This window comes from Nocardiopsis flavescens (assembly GCF_900141985.1).
Taxonomy (GTDB): Bacteria; Actinomycetota; Actinomycetes; order Streptosporangiales; family Streptosporangiaceae; genus Nocardiopsis; species Nocardiopsis flavescens.
In genome coordinates this window covers 264005-280369 of the sequence record NZ_FQZK01000006.1, presented here as the reverse complement: position 1 = coordinate 280369, position 16365 = coordinate 264005, and the positions used below count along the sequence as shown (strand labels likewise).

Below are 16365 nucleotides of genomic sequence, written 5' to 3'. Positions count from 1 at the left end.
CCCAGGGGTTGGTTGGTGTGCCAGAGGCCGAGGGCTTCTTCGAGGAGGGGGAGTGCGGTGTGGTCGGTGGTGTTGCGGGCTCGGGTGGTGAGGTGGCGGAAGCGGTGGAGGTCGGCGGTGTGCAGGGCGGTGTCGCTGAGGGTGAGGGTGTAGCCGCCGGGGCGGCGGTCCAGGGTGGCGTCGTTTCCGGCGGTGGCCAGGGCGGTGCGCAGGCGGGAGATGTAGCTGTAGAGGGAGGTGCGGGCGCTGGGGGGTGGGTGGGGTCCCCAGGCGCGGTCGATGAGGCGGTCGAGGGGGACGGTGTGGTTGGCGTCGGCCAGGAGTGCGACGAACACGGCTTGGCGGCGCAGGTGTCCCAGGTCGACGGTGTGTCCGTCGATCCGGGTCCGGATGTCGCCGAGCACGGAGATCTCGACCGTCAACGCCACTCCACTTCCCGGGCCGAACGCCGGGGGAGACCCCCTACGCCGGTGTACGGCGGTACCTCGGTCCCAGAAGTGTACTTCCGGTGGCCGCCCTGTGACCCTGGGCCGCCACCCCCGCCGTGCCGGGGTTCCCGGCGGGCGGACGCCCCGGCCGGCCACGCGTTCCCGCCCTCGCGGCGGGGTCTCCCGGGTCCGACGGCGCGGGCCGGTCCGCGCGGTGCCTCCGGCACCGCCCGCCGCCGCTGCCGTGCCGGGTTTCCCCGTGGGGGACGTCCCGCGGCCGGCCCGCACCGCACGTGCGGTGCGGACCGGACCGGCCTCAGCCCGCGGTCAGCTCCGCGAAGTGCGCGGACATGCGTTCCGGGTCGGGGGCCAGCCGGGTGATCAGCTCGAACGCCTCGACCGCCTGGAGGACGGCCATCCGCCCGCCCGGCAGCACCCGGCAGCCGATCCGCTCCGCCTCGGCCACCAGGGCCGTGCGCAGCGGGCGGTAGACCAGGTCCGCCACCCACACCGACGGGTCCAGCAGCCCCGCCTCCAGCGGCAGGCCCGGGTGGTCCGCCATGCCGACCGGTGTGGCGTTCACCAGGCCGTCGGCGCGGGCCAGGGCCCAGGCCAGGTCCCCGGGTCCGACCGCGGCGCACGCCCGGTCCGGGAACCGCTCCCGCAGCCCCCGCACCAGGTCCCGGGCGCGCCCGGCGTCCGGGTCGAAGACCGCCAGCCCGCCGGTGCCCGCGGTGAACAGGGCGTGGGCCACCGCCGCGCCCGCTCCGCCCGCCCCCAGCAGCACCACCCGGTCGCGCCGCGCCCCGGGCAGCCCGGCGTCCAGCGCCCCCAGGAACCCCGACCAGTCCGTGTTGTGGCCGACCGCCGCACCGCCCCCGAACACCACCGTGTTGACCGCGCCCAGCGCCGCCGCGTCCGGGGCGAGCCCGTCCAGGTGGGGCAGGACCAGCTGCTTGCACGGGTGCGTGATGTTGAGGCCGTCGAACCCGTAGCGCGGCGCGGAGCGCACCAGCTCGCCCACCGCCTCGGGTGGCAGGTTCAGCACGTCGATGTCGATCGTCCGGTACACCAGCCGGCGCCCCAGGGCCCCGGCCTCCCGCTCGTGCAGCGCCGGGGTGAGGGAGGGGCCGATCCCCGCGCCGATCAGTCCGACCAGGAAGGACCGCTCCGGCGCGGGGGCCGCCCCCCTCACGCCGCACGCTCCGTCCGGTGGACGGCCATGCGCACCGGGGTGTTGCGCGCGCCGTAGCCGGTGTAGCCGCCGGTCCGCTGGACCACCTCGAAGAAGAGGTGCCCGTCCAGCAGCGGGGTGAAGAAGTGGAGGAACCCGCCTCCGCCGGGCTCCCGGTCGTGGAGGATGTTCAGCTGGCGCATGTGCTCCCTCCGGTGCGGCGGCAGGTCGGTGCGCGCCGCCAGGTCGTCGTAGTAGTTGTCGGGCACGGGCAGCGTCCGCAGCCCGGCCGCCACCGCCGCCTCCGCCACGGCGACCACGTCGTCGCAGGCCAGGGCGATGTGCTGGACGCCCCCGGCCGCCCGTGCGCGGGGTCCGTCGCCGACCAGCGAAACGTTGAGGGCGATGCGCGGCCCCTGCCCGGCGCGGGACAGGGCCCGGCTGCGGACCAGGCCCCCGGGGGAGGCCAGCTCCGTGCTCTCCCCCGCCTCCAGTCCCAGCAGCGCGGTGTAGAACAGCGAGGCCTCGTCGAAGTGGTCGAAGGGCTGGTGCAGCCCGACGTGGTCGATCCCGGTCAGGGCGGGGCCGCCGCCGGGGCGGACGTCCTCGACCGCGGCGGCCGAGAAGTCCGCCAGCCAGGGCTCCTCGCCCCCGCCGTCGCGGGACGGGCACAGGAACAGCGCGGTCCCGTCCGGGGCCGCCACCGCCTGGAGCCGGGTCTCGGACGGGTCGTTCCTGCGGGCCAGCACCGGGGCGCACAGGCGCTCCGCCCGCGCGGCGGCCCGCTCGGGCGCGTCCAGGTCCACCCCCAGGGCGGTCACGGAGGCCGCGCCGTCCCAGGTGTGGCCCAGCCGCGGGTCGGCTGCGTTGAGCAGAATGCGGGCGGGGCCGTGCTCCCACAGCTGCACCGGCTTGGACCGGTGGTCCCGGGTGTGGGCGAAGCCCAGGGCGGCGAGCAGGGAGCGGATCCCGCCCGCCGTCGCCGCGGGGGCGGCCACCTCCACGAACCCGAAGCCCCGGGGGACCTCCGGCTCCGGCAGCCGGGCGAGCGCCACCGACGGCCGCCCGGCAGCGGCCCGCCCGTCCCGCGGGGCGTCCCGGCGGGCCAGGGCGTCCTCCAGGACGGTGAGCGAGCGCAGCGCGTCGGCCGCGGTCCGCCCCGGGTCGGCCGCCCGGAACACGTCGTTGAACACCTCCAGCGACAGCGGGCCGGCGTACCCGGCGGCGAGCACGTGCCCGGTGAAGGCCGCCAGGTCGAACCCGCCCTGCCCGGGGAAGCACCGGTGGTGGCGGCTCCACTGGAGCACGTCCATGCGCAGCCGGGGCGCGTCCGCCAGCTGGAGGAAGAACAGCTTCTCCCCGGGGATGTCCCGGATGCCCGCCGGGTCGTCCCCCCGGGACAGGATGTGGAAGCTGTCCAGGCACAGCCCCAGCGCCGGGTGGTCGGCGCGCCGGACCAGCTCCCAGGAGTGCCGGTAGGTGGACACACGGGTGCCCCAGGCCAGGGCCTCGTAGGCGACCCGGACCCCGTACCGTTCGGCGGCCTCGGCCAGCAGCCGCAGCTGCGCGGCGGCCAGGCCGTCGTCGTCGACCGCGGCCGGGGTCGCGTTGGAGCACACCAGGACGGTGTCCGCCCCCAGCTCCGCCATGAGCGCGAACTTGGCCTCGGCCCGCCGCAGGTTCGCGGCCAGCGTCGCCCCGTCCACCCCCTCGAAGTCGCGGAAGGGCTGGTAGAGGTCGATGGACAGGCCCAGCTCCCCGGCCAGGTCCCGGATCTCCCGCGGGCGCAGCGGCGAGGCGATGAGGTCGTTCTCGAAGACCTCCACACCGTCGAACCCGACCTCGGCCGCGGCCCGCAGTTTCTCCTCCAGGGTGCCGCTGAGACAGACGGTGGCGATGGAATGCCGCATGGGGGCGACCTCCTCCGTTCGTGGGCGCGGCCGGGCCGCGCGGGTGGTCGGTGCGGGGGTCAGCGGGCGTCCTGGAAGCCCTGGTAGAGCTCCAGCTCCTCGCCCTCCAGGTTCTGCGCGAAGTACGCGCGGGCCTGCTCGCGGAAGGCCTCGACGTCCACGTCGTCGACGACCTCCAGGGTCCCGGCCGACTCCCACTCGGCGAGGGCCTCCCGCTCGGTCTCCTCGATGCAGGACCGGTTCTCCTCCCGGACCGAGCCCACCGCCTCCTGGAGCACCTCCTGCTGCTCGGCCGTCAGCCCGTCCCAGGCCGCGCCGGACACCACGATCATCTGCGAGCCGATCTGGTGCCGGGACAGGCTCAGGTGGGACTGCACCTCGTCGAAGTTGTCGGCGGCGACGGTGGCGATCGGGTTCTCCTGTCCGTCCACCGTGCCCTGCTGGAGGGCCATGTAGACCTCCTCGAAGGCGACGGTGGTGGGGGTGGCGCCCAGGGCCTCGGCGTTGGCCAGGTAGATCGGGGAGTCGGGGAAGCGCATGCGCAGCCCGCCCAGGTCGCCGGGGGTGCGGATGGGCTGGTTGGCGGTGAAGTGCCGCTCGCCGAAGTACCAGACGTCGAGGATGCGCGCCCCGGTCGCCTCGGCGAAGCCCTCCTTGAGCGCCTCCGCGGCCTCGGAGTCGAAGTAGGCGAACATGTGGTCCACGTCGTCGAAGGCGTAGGCGGCGTCGAAGATCCCGATGGGGGAGTGGGCCGAGCCGAGCGCGGCCGAGCCCTGGACGTCCATGTCGATGTCGCCCGACATCACGGAGGCGAAGGTCTCGGTGTTGCTGCCGAGCTGGCTGTTGGGGAAGGTGTCGACGGTCAGGCCGGCGTCGGCCTCGGCCACGCGCTCGGCGACCAGGTCGATGCCGCAGCGGGTGTGCGGGTGGTCCTCGGTGTAGCTGTTGGAGAAGGTCAGGACCGTGCCGGAGGCGTCCTCCGACGCCGAGCAGGAGGTCAGGGCCAGGACTGCGGCCAGGGCGGGCGCGGTGGTGCGGGCAAGGCGGTTCACGCGGACTCCTCGGGGGGTGTGCTTCGGGGGGTTCAGAGGTTGAGCTGCTGCGGAAGGAACAGCACCAGCTCGGGGGCGACCGTGAGCAGGGCCAGGATGACGAGCAGGGGGACCAGGAACGGCGCGGTGCCGCGGAAGACCTCGTGCATGGGCGTGCGGGTCGCCGAGCCCAGGACGAAGAGGACGCCGCCGATGGGCGGGGTGAGCAGGCCGATCATCAGGTTGACGATGGCGATGACCCCGAAGTGCACCGGGTCCACGCCGAACTGCACGGCGATGGGCAGCAGCACGGGGACGGTGATGACCAGGGCGGCGATGGGCTCCAGGATCGTGCCGATGAGGATCAGCGCCACGTTGACCAGGAGGAGGAAAACCACCGGGCTGTCGGTGAAGCCGAGCAGGAACGACGCGATGTCCTGCGGGACCCGCTCGCGCGCCAGCACCCAGCCCAGCAGGCCCGAGGCCGCCAGGATGATCGCGATGGAGGCCGCCGTCGTCGCGGTCTCGACAGTGATGGTCCACAGCGAGCGCAGGGTCAGGCGCCGGTAGCACAAGCCCAGGAACACGATGTAGGCGACGCCGACCGCGGCCGCCTCCGTGGGGGTGAACAGCCCGCTGAGGATGCCGCCCAGGAGGATGACCGGCGCGCCCAGCGGCCCGATGACGCGCACCCCGGCCCGGAGGAACTCGCCCGGCTCGGCGGGGCGCCCCGCCAGCTGCGGCTGCCGGCGGCTCCAGAGGAACACGTACACGGCCAGGCCCGCGGCGATGAGGAACGCGGGCACCACGGCCGCCGCGAACAGCGCGGCGGTGGACACCGCGGCCACGGAGGCGTAGACGATGGCCGGGATGCTCGGCGGCATCACCGGGCTGATCAGGCTGGAGGCGGCGGTCAGGCCCAGGGCGAACCGGCGCGGGTACCCGCGCTCGGTCATGGCGGGGACGAGCATCTTGCCCATGCCCGCGACGTCGGCCAGCGCGGTCCCGCTGATCCAGGAGAAGCCGACGCTGACGCCGATGTTGACGTAGCCCAGGCTGGCGCGGACCCGGCCGAACAGCACCTGGGCGAACGCGAAGATGCGGTCCGCGATGCCGGTGTGGTTGGCCACCACCCCCAGCAGGATGAACAGCGGCACGGCCAGCAGCGGGAAGCTGTTGATCTCCTGCGCCGCCGTGCGCAGGCTCAGCCCGGTGGACTGGCCGGTGGTGAGCATGTAGGTGAGGCAGGGCCCCAGGATCGCGAACGCCACGGGCACGCGCAGGAACAGCAGGAGCAGGATGCCCAGGACCACCAGGAGCGCGCTCATCGGGCGCCCTCCGCGGGCAGGCTCTCCGGCGCCGGGGGCGCGGGCAGCAGCGTGTTGGCCAGGGCGCGCAGCGCCGCCAGGGCCAGGCCCGCCATGGGGATGGCGTAGGTCCAGGACAGGGGGACTCCCAGGGCGGGGGTGGTCTGCGGCGACCCGCCGAAGACCAGGGCGGCGGCGTCGGCGGCCATGCCCGCGGCCACCGCGGCGACCACCAGGTTGGCGAGGATCCACACCCCGCGCAGCAGGCGGGGCCCGGCGAAGAAGTCGATGAGCTTGAGGGTGATGTGCTCGTCGCGGCCGACCAGGTACCCGATGACCGAGAAGGCCAGCCAGACCAGGCCGAACCGGGCGAGTTCGCCGGTCCACACCCAGCCGGCCACCGGCAGGTGGCGCTGGAGGGCCTGGGTGAGCATGAGGGTGAAGATCAGCACGAGCATCAGGGCGCCGAGGGTCAGCTCGGCCCCTTCCAGCCAGCGGACGAGGGCGGGGCGGGTGCGGGGCGCCCCGGGATCGGGAGGGTGGGGGGAGGGGGTCATGGGCGTGGTCTCCGGTAGGGAGCGGGTGTCCACGCTGATCAGCGGAGTGAATGTGGCCTGGGCCACATCCGGCGACGTCGTGTCGTGAACTCTAGGTTTCCGGCTCGTGCCATGGCAAGCGATTGCCAAATGTTGCCGTCGGAAGGTAGTCAGGAGGTATGGACTCCCCCCGACGCACCACCATCTACGACGTGGCCCGCGAGGCGGGCGTGGCCGCCTCCACGGTCTCCCGCGCCCTCAACAACCCCCGCAGGGTCAACCCCGCCACCCGCGACCACATCGTCGCCGTGGCCGAGAGGCTGGGCTACCGGCCCGACCCGCTGGCGACCGCGCTGCAGTCGGGGCACAAGGCGACGATCGCGATGCTGGTCCCCGACATCACCAACCCCCACTTCTTCGGCACCATCCGGGGGGCGGAGAAGCGGGCCAGCGAGGCGGGGCTGACGTTCATCCTCGCCAACACCGAGGAGTCGGCCGACAACGAGCGCAACCGGATCGAGCGGCTGTCCCGGTCGGTCGACGGGTTCGTGCTCGCGGCCAGCCGCATGGAGGAGGAGACCACCCGGGAGCTGGCCCGCGACTACAACCTCGTGCTGGTCAACCGGCAGGTCCGCGGGCTGCCCAGCGCGGTCGTGGACAACGGGGCGGGCAGTCGGCAGGTGGTCGAGCACCTGGCGTCCTTGGGGCACCGGTCCCTGGTCTACCTGTCCGGGCCGCACCGCTCCTGGCCGGCCGCCCAGCGCTGGCGGGCGCTGCGCGCCGCCGCCGAGGCGCACGGGATGGCCGCGCGGCGGCTGGGGCCGTTCCCGCCCCGGGCCGAGGGCGGCGGGGTGGCCGCCGACGCCGGACTGGGCGCGGGCGCGACCGCGCTGGTGGCCCACAACGACCTGCTGGCCATCGGCATGCTCCGGCGGCTGGCCGAGCGCGGGGTGTCCGTCCCCGGGCAGGTCAGCGTGGTGGGCTACGACGACATCTTCGGGGCCGACCTGTGCGTTCCGGCGCTGACCACGGTCGCGGGCCCGCAGGAGGAAGCGGGCCGGGCCGCCGTGGAACTGCTCACCCGCAAGGGCTCGCTGTCGCGCTCCCAGCCCGCGCCCCAGCAGGTGGTGCTCCCCTCGCACCTGGTGATCCGCCGCTCCACCGGCCCCGCCGCACCCTGACAACGGCGGAGGGCCCCGGCCCGGCTCCGGCTCCTGCCCCGGCCCCGGCCGCCCGGGCCGGGTGGGGCATCGGGCCCGGGTCCATGGGAACGGGTGCCTGCCTGAGGTGCCCCGAGGTTTCCGGACAGGGCGTCCAGGTCGGCTTCGTGGAAGAACCGCGCTCACAGGGGCGGTGTCCGAATCGGCAGGCGAAGGGGACGTCTGTCAACCGTCTGGTGTGCGCCGGGATCGCCTCCCACCACCCTGACCGTGACTTGGACTTCGGGCGGGACCTATGACTTGTGCTCTACCGAGTCTGTTGTCCACTCGTCGTCCAGGATCGAGTGGACGATGGAGTCGCGCCAGGCGTTCCGGGTCCACAGGTGCCGTCGGATCCGTCCCTCCTCCACCATCCCGGCCCGGAGCATGACGCGCTCGGAGGCCTGGTTTTCCGGAGAGCGGGCGCCCCATATCCGCTTGAGCCCCAGCTCGGCGAAGCCGAGCCGGAGCAGGAGCTGGACGAGTTCGCTACCGAACCCCTGCCCCCACAGATCCGGCCGCAGGGCAAAGCCGATCTGCGCGCTGTGGGGGCGCTCGTCCACGGCCAGGCGCGCGGCGCCGACAAGCTCCTTCTGCCGCGCGACAGCGAGCATGTAGACGCTCCTGACCTCCCGCTCGGCGTCGGTCATCGCGGCCTCCACGATTGCCGCGCACTGCTGCCTGGTGCGCGGTGTGAAGGACAGGTCCCGCACCGCCTCCGGGTCTCCGTAGACCCGGAGCAGGCCATCAACGTCGGTGGGCCGCAGCTCTCGAAGGGTGAGCCTGGCGCTGGAGAGTTCGACTGGATGCATGTCCGGCAGGCTAGCGGCCCGAGGTCAGCGCCGAGACGGGAGTGCGGCTGTAGGCCTCGATCTCCTGGCGGAGCCCGGCTACGGCCTTGCTTCCGGTGTAGTCCGGGCCGCGTAGGGCGCCGTGCACGCGCATGACGCTGTTCACCACGCCGGACACCCGCTTCGTGGTGGGCAGGCCCAGGACCGGTTCAAGGGCCTGCGCGCCGCCCTCGATCTCTCCCAGGCAGACCCGGGCATAGCTGAGGTCGGCGCGTGCCCCGGCCTCGTCCTGATAGGCCCAGTCGTCCGATCCTTCCGCGGCGGCGGTCTCGTAGAGACCCACGGCCTCCTGCGCGACCTGCTGGGCCTGTTCCTCACGCCCAGGAATCCAGATCTGCGTCTCGGCTCCGTAGTAGAGCTGGCGGCAGTGCGCGAAGCGCATCAGACCGCCGAGCTCGTCCAGGTCGTCGCCGCGCAGTCCTTCGCGCAGGGCCGTGGCCGCCTGGAGGTCGTCGAGCGCGCGCTCCGCGCTGCCCAGCGAGGCCCACGTGCGGGCGCTTTGGGACATCAGCCAGATGGCGGCCGTGCCGGTGCGCTCGGTGGCCAGATCGCGAGCCAGTTCCGCGTACCGGGCGGCTTCGGTAGGCCACCCCGCCCAGTAGGCCATCAGGCTCTGCTGGGCGCGCACCCGGACGCGCAGCCCGTCGTGATCGGCGTTGTCGGCGCAGATGAACGCGGTCCGGGCCTGCTTCATCGCGGCGTGCGGATCCCCGAGGTCATGACTGGCCTTAGCGAGCATGATGCTCAACAGGCCGCTCAGGAGATACAGGTCCCTGGTCTGGTAGGGACGCTGCCGCCCCTCCAACAACATGAACGCCACGTCCTGGGCCTCGACCAGGTCTCCCAGAACCTCGTGGAGGGGAGCACGGGGATAGGCCTTCGCCAGCCTGGACACCTCCGCGAAGAGCTCCTGGATGGTCTCCACCCCCACGTTCGTTCCCTCCGCCATCGCTCCGAACCTCATCGCGCGTTTCGCGGCCATCTCAATCTGCCTTTCTGGCGGTAGCGTTCTGGTTTCTTCGCTGACGGAGAAATATGCCTGTTCCGTGCTTGTCTGGGTTGATCCAGTGGGAGTGAGCTGGTTTCCGATCCTTTTGAGGACATTGCGCTCGTGCTCGCTCAGTTTGTCGAACCCCTCGGGGGACAACAGTCTCCGTGGGGAGGTGCCGTAGAGCGTCGCCAGAGCGACGACCTGTGTCGCCTGTGGTGCCCGCCCGCCCACCTCGGGCCAGAGTTCCAGGCGGCTGAGTCCCGCCTGGTCCAGCGGCAGCCCGCCAGCGGAACCGCGATACCGCTCGGTCGCCTCGGCCTGGCTCCACCCACGCATGTGGCGATAAGCGGCCAACGGCGAGCACCCGCAGCGGATACGGATTTCGTCGGCGATCTCATCGTTCGTGCGATCCTGCTCGCGCATTTGCTCGCGCAGTTTCCGGAGCTGGGCTTTCGTCCACTTCATACAGCTCTCCTCAGGCGTCGGTATCCAGATTGCCCGAAACCGCAAAGCCTGCAACCGGCACTTCGTCGCGCGCACTCACCGGTCTGACATGGAAACGCGCTTGCCATCGGGAAAACGCCAGTTCAGGGGCGTCACGGATGGCATGGAAACCATGTCCGTACGCCCCGTGACCTGTGGTTGCTCTCGGTGTTCGATGGGAGGTGCAGGCAGGGAACACCCCAGGACTCGTGCGGTACGGGTCAGAAGATCGAGGCGCGGATGACGACCGCAACACGGATGAACACCATGAACGCACCCATACAGGACGGCTGCGCGGATGCCGAGGTGACACCGGCGCTGCCCCACCGGGTGCCCGGGTACTCCACGATGCCCCGATTGGGCGGAGTCCACCGCCGTCACGCCGCGAGATTCGGGCACACACCGCCGCAGGTCCGTGAGGCCCGCCGCTGGGCGAGGACGGTCACCGGTCTCTCGCAGGAGGAAGCCGACGTCATCGAACTGGTGCTCTCCGAACTGGTGACCAACGCTCTGAGGCACACGGCATCGGGCCAGAACGGCCACTTCACGGTCACGATCGCCTACCTCGACAGCGATGTGATCCGCCTCGCCGTCGAGGACGCCGGCCCCGGCATGGTGCGGTCCCTTCCGTTCCCCGCGTGAGTCCGATGGATCCCGGCCTGGAGAACGGGCGTGGCCTCGCCTTGGTGGAGCGACTCAGCCGCCGCTGGGGATTCCTGGGCGTTTAGGGGACGCCCCTCACGGTGTGGGCCGCCATCTCGCGATCGGCGCTGCGGTGAGAGCGACAAGCGGTGGGCTGAACACCTGCCGGTGACAGGGCGCCCCCTGCCCCACAGCTCTGGACGGCGGCCCTGGTACGGCCGCGGCCCAGTCCAACACCCCTTCCACAAAAAACCTGAGAGAGGAACCACTCCATGTCCGTCAAGCTGGCCCCGACGAGCCTGAGCATCCCCGGCCACAACTTCGACCCCCGCTGGAACCGCGTCGCGGGAATGTCGGTCGAGGACGACACGGTCACCATCGACCCCGAGGCGTACTTCTTCCGCCTGGAGTCCGACACCTGGACCGTCATCGACTGGGACAAGGTCGCCGCCGAACTCCTTCCCGTCGAGGAGACCTCGGAGTCGGCCATCGAACAGATCGCCCTGGAGTACATCGCCCGCAACTCCCGCACCACCCACGACCCGGCCGAGGTCCTGCACATCGCCTGGCAGGTCTACAGCCACCTTTTCCGCGAGGAACACCTGACCTCGCTGGGTATCGACGGGGTCACCGCGGACCACCTGCGGATGCTCGCGGAGGTCTCCACCTTCACCGCCCTGAACAAGGTCGAGGACGACGGCCACATCAGTGTCGTCGGCCCCACCTGGTTCTTCGCCGACACCGCACAGGTCGTCTACGACCTGGACGAGCCCACCACCGAGCTCCTGGACGAGGTCTTCCACGGCGCCTGGTTCAACGAGTACCGGCGCATCGAGGGAGTCAAGGCCCACGCCGCCCTGGGCGGGCGCCTGGTGCACGGTTGCCAGTCCGCACCCGACCGCAGGGGCGGAGTCGTGGCCTCCTACGGCACTGACATGAAGCGCTTCCGCGACGAGCTGGACACCTTCCGGGACACCTGGCTCACCACGGTCCGCTCCTACAGCGAACGCTCCTGACCCTCCCCGACCCCCAGGGGCTCTCCGTCCGTTCACGGAGAGCCCCGCCTCGACACGAGGAGCCACACATGCACCAACCCGACATCGACCGGATGCGCGGCGAGGTACTCGCCGCCGCCGACATGGTCGACAAACTCGCTGAGGCCAAGCCGCTGCACAGCTGGGAACTCTCACATGTAGAGCGCCTGACCCTGACAGACGGGTCCACCGTCGTCTTCAAGTGCGCCACCGAACCCTTCACACACGAACACGAAGCGCTCACCAGCGCCCGGCAGGCGGGCGTCAGCGTTCCCCGCCTCATCACATCCCTGCGCTCGGGCACCACCCTGGCGATGCTGATGGAGGACCTGGGCGAACCCGACCGGGAGGCCACGAACCACGACGGCGTCGCAGCGGCGGTCCAGCTCCACAGCGCGGCGGCCCCGCCCCACCTTCCCCTGGCCGACAGCACATGGCTGGCCTCGCTCCCGAGCAGGGCGATGCGCACCCTGGACCTGCTGAACGCCCAGGGACGCTGGTCCGACGCCGACGACATCAGGGAGACACTGCGCGACATCGACCGAGCCGCCTCCGCACGAGCCGAGGGCACCACGACCGCACCCTACGGATGGGTCCACTCGGAGTTCCATCCCGAGAGCCTGCACATCCGCGACGGACGCGTCCGTCTCTACGACCTGGCCCGAGCCTTCCACGGCCCTGGCCTGATCGACCTCGCCTCCTGGCACGGAACCGTGGAGCCCCCCGACTCCGACCGGACCCGGGCCTTCCTGGAGTCCTACGTCGAGGCCGGAGGCAGCGCAGGGGTGCTCACCCGACGCGCAGGCCTGCCGCCACAGGACTGGGCGCTTGGCTGGCACCGGGTGTGGGCCCTGGAGTGGTTCCTCGCCCAGTCCCTGGTCTGGATCGGTGACACCGCTGCCGATCCCGCCTACACGAACGTGGTGCGGCGCCACACCCACGACGCGGCCCGTCTCCTCGATGTCTGAGCCCTGGAGGGTGAACTTATGGCAGCCGTCCCCCCGTACCTGCTGATCGACGTCGACGGAGTCCTCAACCCGTTCCCCGGCCCGGGCGGTTCCGTGCCACCCGAGTACCTTCCCCACCGTGTCGACTTCAGGGGACACCGAGGTGTGCCGATCTGGCTCAACCCGAACCACGGCGTGAGGGTCAACGCACTGTGTTCCACCGGCCTCGTCCAACCGTGCTGGGCGACGAGCTGGGGAGCCGAGGCGAACCTTCTGATCGCGCCACGCGTGGGCACGCCCCACTTCCCGCACGTCGATCTGGGCACGCCCGACATCTCGACCCCGCACCCGCGCGGCTACCTCTGGAAACGCGACCCGGTAGCCGACTGGCTCGGGAACGCGCCCGTCGCCTGGATCGACGACGACTTCGCTCCACCGGACTACGACTGGGCCGCGGAGCGAACCCGGCGCGGGGTACCCACCCTGCTGATCCAGCCGGACCCGTATGCGGGGCTGGGCCGCCACCACATAGCGGCCATCCGGCTCTGGGCAGCCTCCCTCTCGCAGGTCCACGACACCGCTGGGAACCACCATGAGCGTCCCCTTGAAGACCCACGAGACCCGGTTGCTCGAGGCCCCCAGTGGGGTGCGTGTTCCGATCGACCGTGAACTCGTCCCACTCATTCTGCGCCTGTGGTCCCTCGGCATGAACACCAGGGCCAGTTGCCAGGACTTCGGCGAATCCCTCAAGGGCTCGGGGCCGGGGATGCCTCCGGGAGACCCGCGGTGGAGCGCCTTCTACACCGACCGGGTGTGGCTCAAACTGCGACCCGCCCCCGCTGAACACCTGATCACCCTCCTCGGAGCGGATCAAGACATCTGTATCGCCATGAACGAGTGGGGAAGAGCGGAGTCCTGGCTCTGCGTACGCCCCGTCGTGCCGGACGTCTACGGCGGACCGGCACGCACCAGGGACACGCATCTCTTTTTCCCCCGGGAACACCTCGACCACGTGCTCGAGGTACTCGGCAGGCCGGAGTCTGTCCCGTTTCGGCCATATGCCGTCAGGAGTAGGTGAGCCAGGCTCCGGCTTCTGTGAATATCCGGGGCCGAATGTCCTATTTATCCGAACTATGATCCTTGGATGGAACGGCGGGGTGGTTTTTCTGGCGCAACGGGTTGAAAAACCTCGCGAGTCCAAGCGAACATCAACCACCCCTGGGAAGCGGTGCGCTTTTCCAGGGGCGGATCTCTGCGTATTTTCGCGCGGTCCGGTTGGGAAGGGCAGTTTCAGAGGAGTACGCCTCCGGGGCCATTGACACCCATGCCACAACCGCACGCGTAGGGAAAAGACCGCGACCATGAGGTCGCTGACAAGAGAAAAGGGTGCCCCGAGCCGGTGCTGAGAACACCGGTCCGGGGCGTGATTCCCACCTGATGACAGCAGGAGGAGATCGTGGAGAAGCATAGCGGGCGGCACCGCAAGCGCCGCCATGGCTGGGCGGAGCGCCTGTGCTGGATGCTCGGAGCGCTGCTGGCGCTCGTGTTCTGCAGCCCACTCAGCCGGGGCGCGGACCCGGTGTCCCCCACCATGACGAAACCACTGCCACCCAAAGGTGTCGGTGCAGGCCCGGCAGGCAGTCCGGAGCCTTCTCGTCAGGCCTCAGGTGGCCCTGAGGTTCCCCGACCTCGCCAGAGCCGTTCCGGCGGTGGCACGATCGCTGTGCCCCGCCCGCGCGAGCCCCGTCCTGAGGAGCGGGGGTGGTGTGTGGACGATGACGGGGTGCGCGGGGTTCGCCCGTATGTGTTCAAGGTTCCGCAGGCGCAGGGCCACACGTGTGGCCCTGGAGCAGGAGCGCTGTCACCTGGTGCGGAGAAGACCGGAGAGTTTGCCGAGCTGGCTTCTGCGGTGCGTATCTGGCTGGATATGAGGGCTTAGTTTCGCGGCTGGCAAGAGGCTGTGGTGGGGCGTCCTGGAAGCGCAGGGCGCCCTCTTCTCGTGGCGAGTGCGGTAGAGGTGGCCTCACTCGCGCAGCCCGTCCGTTAGTGCGGGAGAGAGTGTTCCATCCCCGCGTCATGCCGGGTCGTGGGCCGTTGGCGGGCCTGTGACTCCGCCTGTGCCTCCGCCCGTGGGTGGGCCGCTTTGATCGGCCCACCTCTCGGGCGTTATCAGTGCAGGTCAAAGGCCCTTTGGGTGGGCCGTTGGAAAGCCAGACTTAGAGCTCATCTCATTTGGTGAGTCTGCGGTAGCAGATCAGGGTGCAGGCGATGCCCGCGAAGGCCAGGAAGTGGTCGGCCTTGCGCTCGTAGCGGCGGTGCAGACGGCGACATCCGGCCAGCCAGGCCATAGTGCGTTCCACCTGCCACCGGTGCCTGCCCAGCCGCTGCTAGGACTCCACGCCCCGGCGGGCCAGGCGGTGCACGATCGCCCGCTGCCGGAGCCAGCGGCGCAGGTGGGCGTAGTCGTAGCCCTTGTCGCCGTGCAGCTTGCCCGGTTTGCGCCGCCGGGGTCCGCGGCGGGAGCGGATCGGTGGGATCCCCTCCACCAGGGGTTGCAGGGCTTGGCTGTCATGGGTGTTGGCCCCCGAGATCGCCATGGACAGGGGCAAACCCTGCCGGTCGGTGATCAGGTGGATCTTCGACCCCTTCTTGCCCCGGTCGACAGGATTCGGATCCGTCAGGTCCCCCCTTTGAGGGCCCGCATGTTCACCGAGTCGATCGCGCACCGCGACCAGTCCAGCTCACCGCGGGAGCCGAGCTCGTCCAAGACCAGGCGGTAAAGCTTGGCTCACACCCGGGCCCGGGTCCACTCGGTGAAACGCCGGTGCGCGGTGGGCCCGGAGAGGCCGAACACCGGAGGGAGCTGGGCCCAGGTGCAGCCGCTGGTGGCCACGAAGATGATCGCGGCCAGTACTTGGCGGTCGCCGTGTCTGCGCCGCCCGCCGCCTTGCGGGCGGGTGGGCGCCTCGGGCACTACTCGTTGGAACAGTTCTCACAGCTCGTCCGGCACCAGCCGTTCCACCATCGACACAGGAGCAGGCTACCGAGAACCCAAATGAGATGAGCTCTAAAGGTCTGATTGTTGTGCGTCCTATCCGCCGCATGATGCGTTGCACAGCCTGGCTCCGGAGTGGGTCTTCGACAGCTTCGTAGAGGTCAGACGAACGCACACCTGCGCGTGATCCTCGACTGCTGGATACTCCATGGTCAGGGTGCTTACACCGGCAACGCTGCCACCGAAGTGGAGTTCGGCTGCTTGCGGAACCACCGGTAGTGATCCAGCCATGGTGCCGAACACCAGGGTGTCGGTGCCTTCGGTGTGAATCTCCTCGACGTCCACCCGCCAGTGTTCCCGGGCCGCCCTGAGCAGGCGACGGCTTCGGTCACCGAACCTGGCCAGGGCGGGAGCACGTGCGTGGACGTGATCGGCGATCGCGCAGCACAGACGGACTTGGCCCCGGGTGCGTACGAACCCTGGCCAGGGGCGGAAGTCCAACGCGTTCGCGATGAGTTCCAGTGCGGCCTCTTGTACCCCGCTACAGCCCTTTTCCGCTATCTGGAGCAGGATCGGGGCCGCCGGGACGGCCGCGGGCAGGACCGTGCCGCTGTGGTCATGGATGATTCCTCCACCCGCCAGGAGGGACGCAGCCGACGCCGCGTCCATGCGCCCGCGAGCATGTGAGAGACCTCGGAGACCGTCGCGGACCGCTGTCGCACGGTAGTAGTCCACGGGACCGGGAACGGAACCCCAGTCGAACGCATCGATCACATCGGCTTCTTTCTGCGTGAGGCCAGTCGTGTAAGGGGGCTCGGCTGAAACGGCCGTATGCGA

14 protein-coding genes and 1 pseudogene are annotated in these 16365 nt (G+C 70.8%); 5 read left to right on the top strand and 10 right to left on the bottom strand.

Annotated features, from left to right (window positions below):
- From BUE45_RS32525 to BUE45_RS13405, 6 genes are all read right to left on the bottom strand, one after another.
- Positions 1–422: AfsR/SARP family transcriptional regulator (locus BUE45_RS32525; RefSeq protein ID WP_178378525.1), on the bottom strand; the 422-nt coding region annotated here is incomplete at its 3' end.
- Positions 423–744: 322 nt separating this feature from the next.
- Positions 745–1623 carry a shikimate dehydrogenase gene (locus BUE45_RS13425; protein WP_073379546.1) on the bottom strand — a complete coding sequence of 293 codons (879 nt, stop codon included), beginning with the start codon at positions 1621–1623 and terminating at the stop codon, positions 745–747.
- Positions 1620–3512, bottom strand: coding sequence for a sugar phosphate isomerase/epimerase and 4-hydroxyphenylpyruvate domain-containing protein (locus BUE45_RS13420; protein WP_073379544.1), 1893 nt, complete (start codon positions 3510–3512; stop codon positions 1620–1622). Before BUE45_RS13420 ends, BUE45_RS13425 begins: the two co-directional genes overlap by 4 nt.
- A gap of 59 nt (positions 3513–3571) precedes the next feature.
- A complete protein-coding gene (locus BUE45_RS13415; protein WP_073379542.1) occupies positions 3572–4564 on the bottom strand; it encodes a DctP family TRAP transporter solute-binding subunit in 993 nt (330 codons plus the stop codon).
- Between the two features lie 32 nt (positions 4565–4596).
- Positions 4597–5871, bottom strand: coding sequence for a TRAP transporter large permease (locus BUE45_RS13410; protein ID WP_073379540.1), 1275 nt, complete (start codon positions 5869–5871; stop codon positions 4597–4599).
- Positions 5868–6407, bottom strand: coding sequence for a TRAP transporter small permease (locus BUE45_RS13405; protein WP_073379537.1), 540 nt, complete (start codon positions 6405–6407; stop codon positions 5868–5870). Before BUE45_RS13405 ends, BUE45_RS13410 begins: the two co-directional genes overlap by 4 nt.
- A gap of 158 nt (positions 6408–6565) precedes the next feature.
- Between BUE45_RS13405 and BUE45_RS13400 the strand changes: the two genes are divergently transcribed.
- Positions 6566–7567 (top strand): LacI family DNA-binding transcriptional regulator, encoded by a 1002-nt coding sequence (locus tag BUE45_RS13400; RefSeq protein WP_073379535.1) that lies wholly within the window; start codon positions 6566–6568, stop codon positions 7565–7567.
- Positions 7568–7839: 272 nt separating this feature from the next.
- Here the strand turns inward: BUE45_RS13400 and BUE45_RS13395 are convergent, their stop codons facing one another.
- Together BUE45_RS13395 and BUE45_RS13390 are read right to left on the bottom strand one after the other, a co-directional pair.
- Complete coding sequence (locus tag BUE45_RS13395; RefSeq protein WP_073379533.1) at positions 7840–8397, bottom strand: GNAT family N-acetyltransferase; 558 nt, start codon at positions 8395–8397, stop codon at positions 7840–7842.
- 10 nt (positions 8398–8407) lie between these two features.
- On the bottom strand, positions 8408–9892 hold the full coding sequence (locus tag BUE45_RS13390; RefSeq protein ID WP_245833124.1) for a hypothetical protein: 1485 nt from the start codon (positions 9890–9892) through the stop codon (positions 8408–8410).
- Between the two features lie 285 nt (positions 9893–10177).
- On the opposite strand from BUE45_RS13390, the gene BUE45_RS13385 reads away from it, so the two are divergent.
- The 4 genes from BUE45_RS13385 (at position 10178) to BUE45_RS32520 (ending at position 13611) form a co-directional block, all read left to right on the top strand.
- Entirely contained in the window at positions 10178–10552 is a 375-nt protein-coding gene (locus BUE45_RS13385) for an ATP-binding protein (RefSeq protein ID WP_245833121.1), read from the top strand.
- Positions 10553–10824: 272 nt separating this feature from the next.
- Positions 10825–11568: a hypothetical protein gene (locus tag BUE45_RS13380; RefSeq protein WP_073379531.1), complete on the top strand. Its 744-nt coding sequence runs from the start codon at positions 10825–10827 to the stop codon at positions 11566–11568.
- Between the two features lie 68 nt (positions 11569–11636).
- Positions 11637–12554: a protein kinase family protein gene (locus BUE45_RS13375; RefSeq protein WP_218619536.1), complete on the top strand. Its 918-nt coding sequence runs from the start codon at positions 11637–11639 to the stop codon at positions 12552–12554.
- Positions 12555–13125: 571 nt separating this feature from the next.
- Positions 13126–13611: a hypothetical protein gene (locus tag BUE45_RS32520; protein ID WP_178378524.1), complete on the top strand. Its 486-nt coding sequence runs from the start codon at positions 13126–13128 to the stop codon at positions 13609–13611.
- A 1150-nt stretch (positions 13612–14761) separates the two neighbouring features.
- Here BUE45_RS32520 and BUE45_RS31830 read toward each other — a convergent pair.
- Positions 14762–15522: pseudogene (locus tag BUE45_RS31830) on the bottom strand (IS5 family transposase).
- Between the two features lie 102 nt (positions 15523–15624).
- Positions 15625–16365 (bottom strand): hypothetical protein (locus BUE45_RS31825; protein WP_218619535.1); only part of this gene is annotated, 741 nt, incomplete at its 5' end.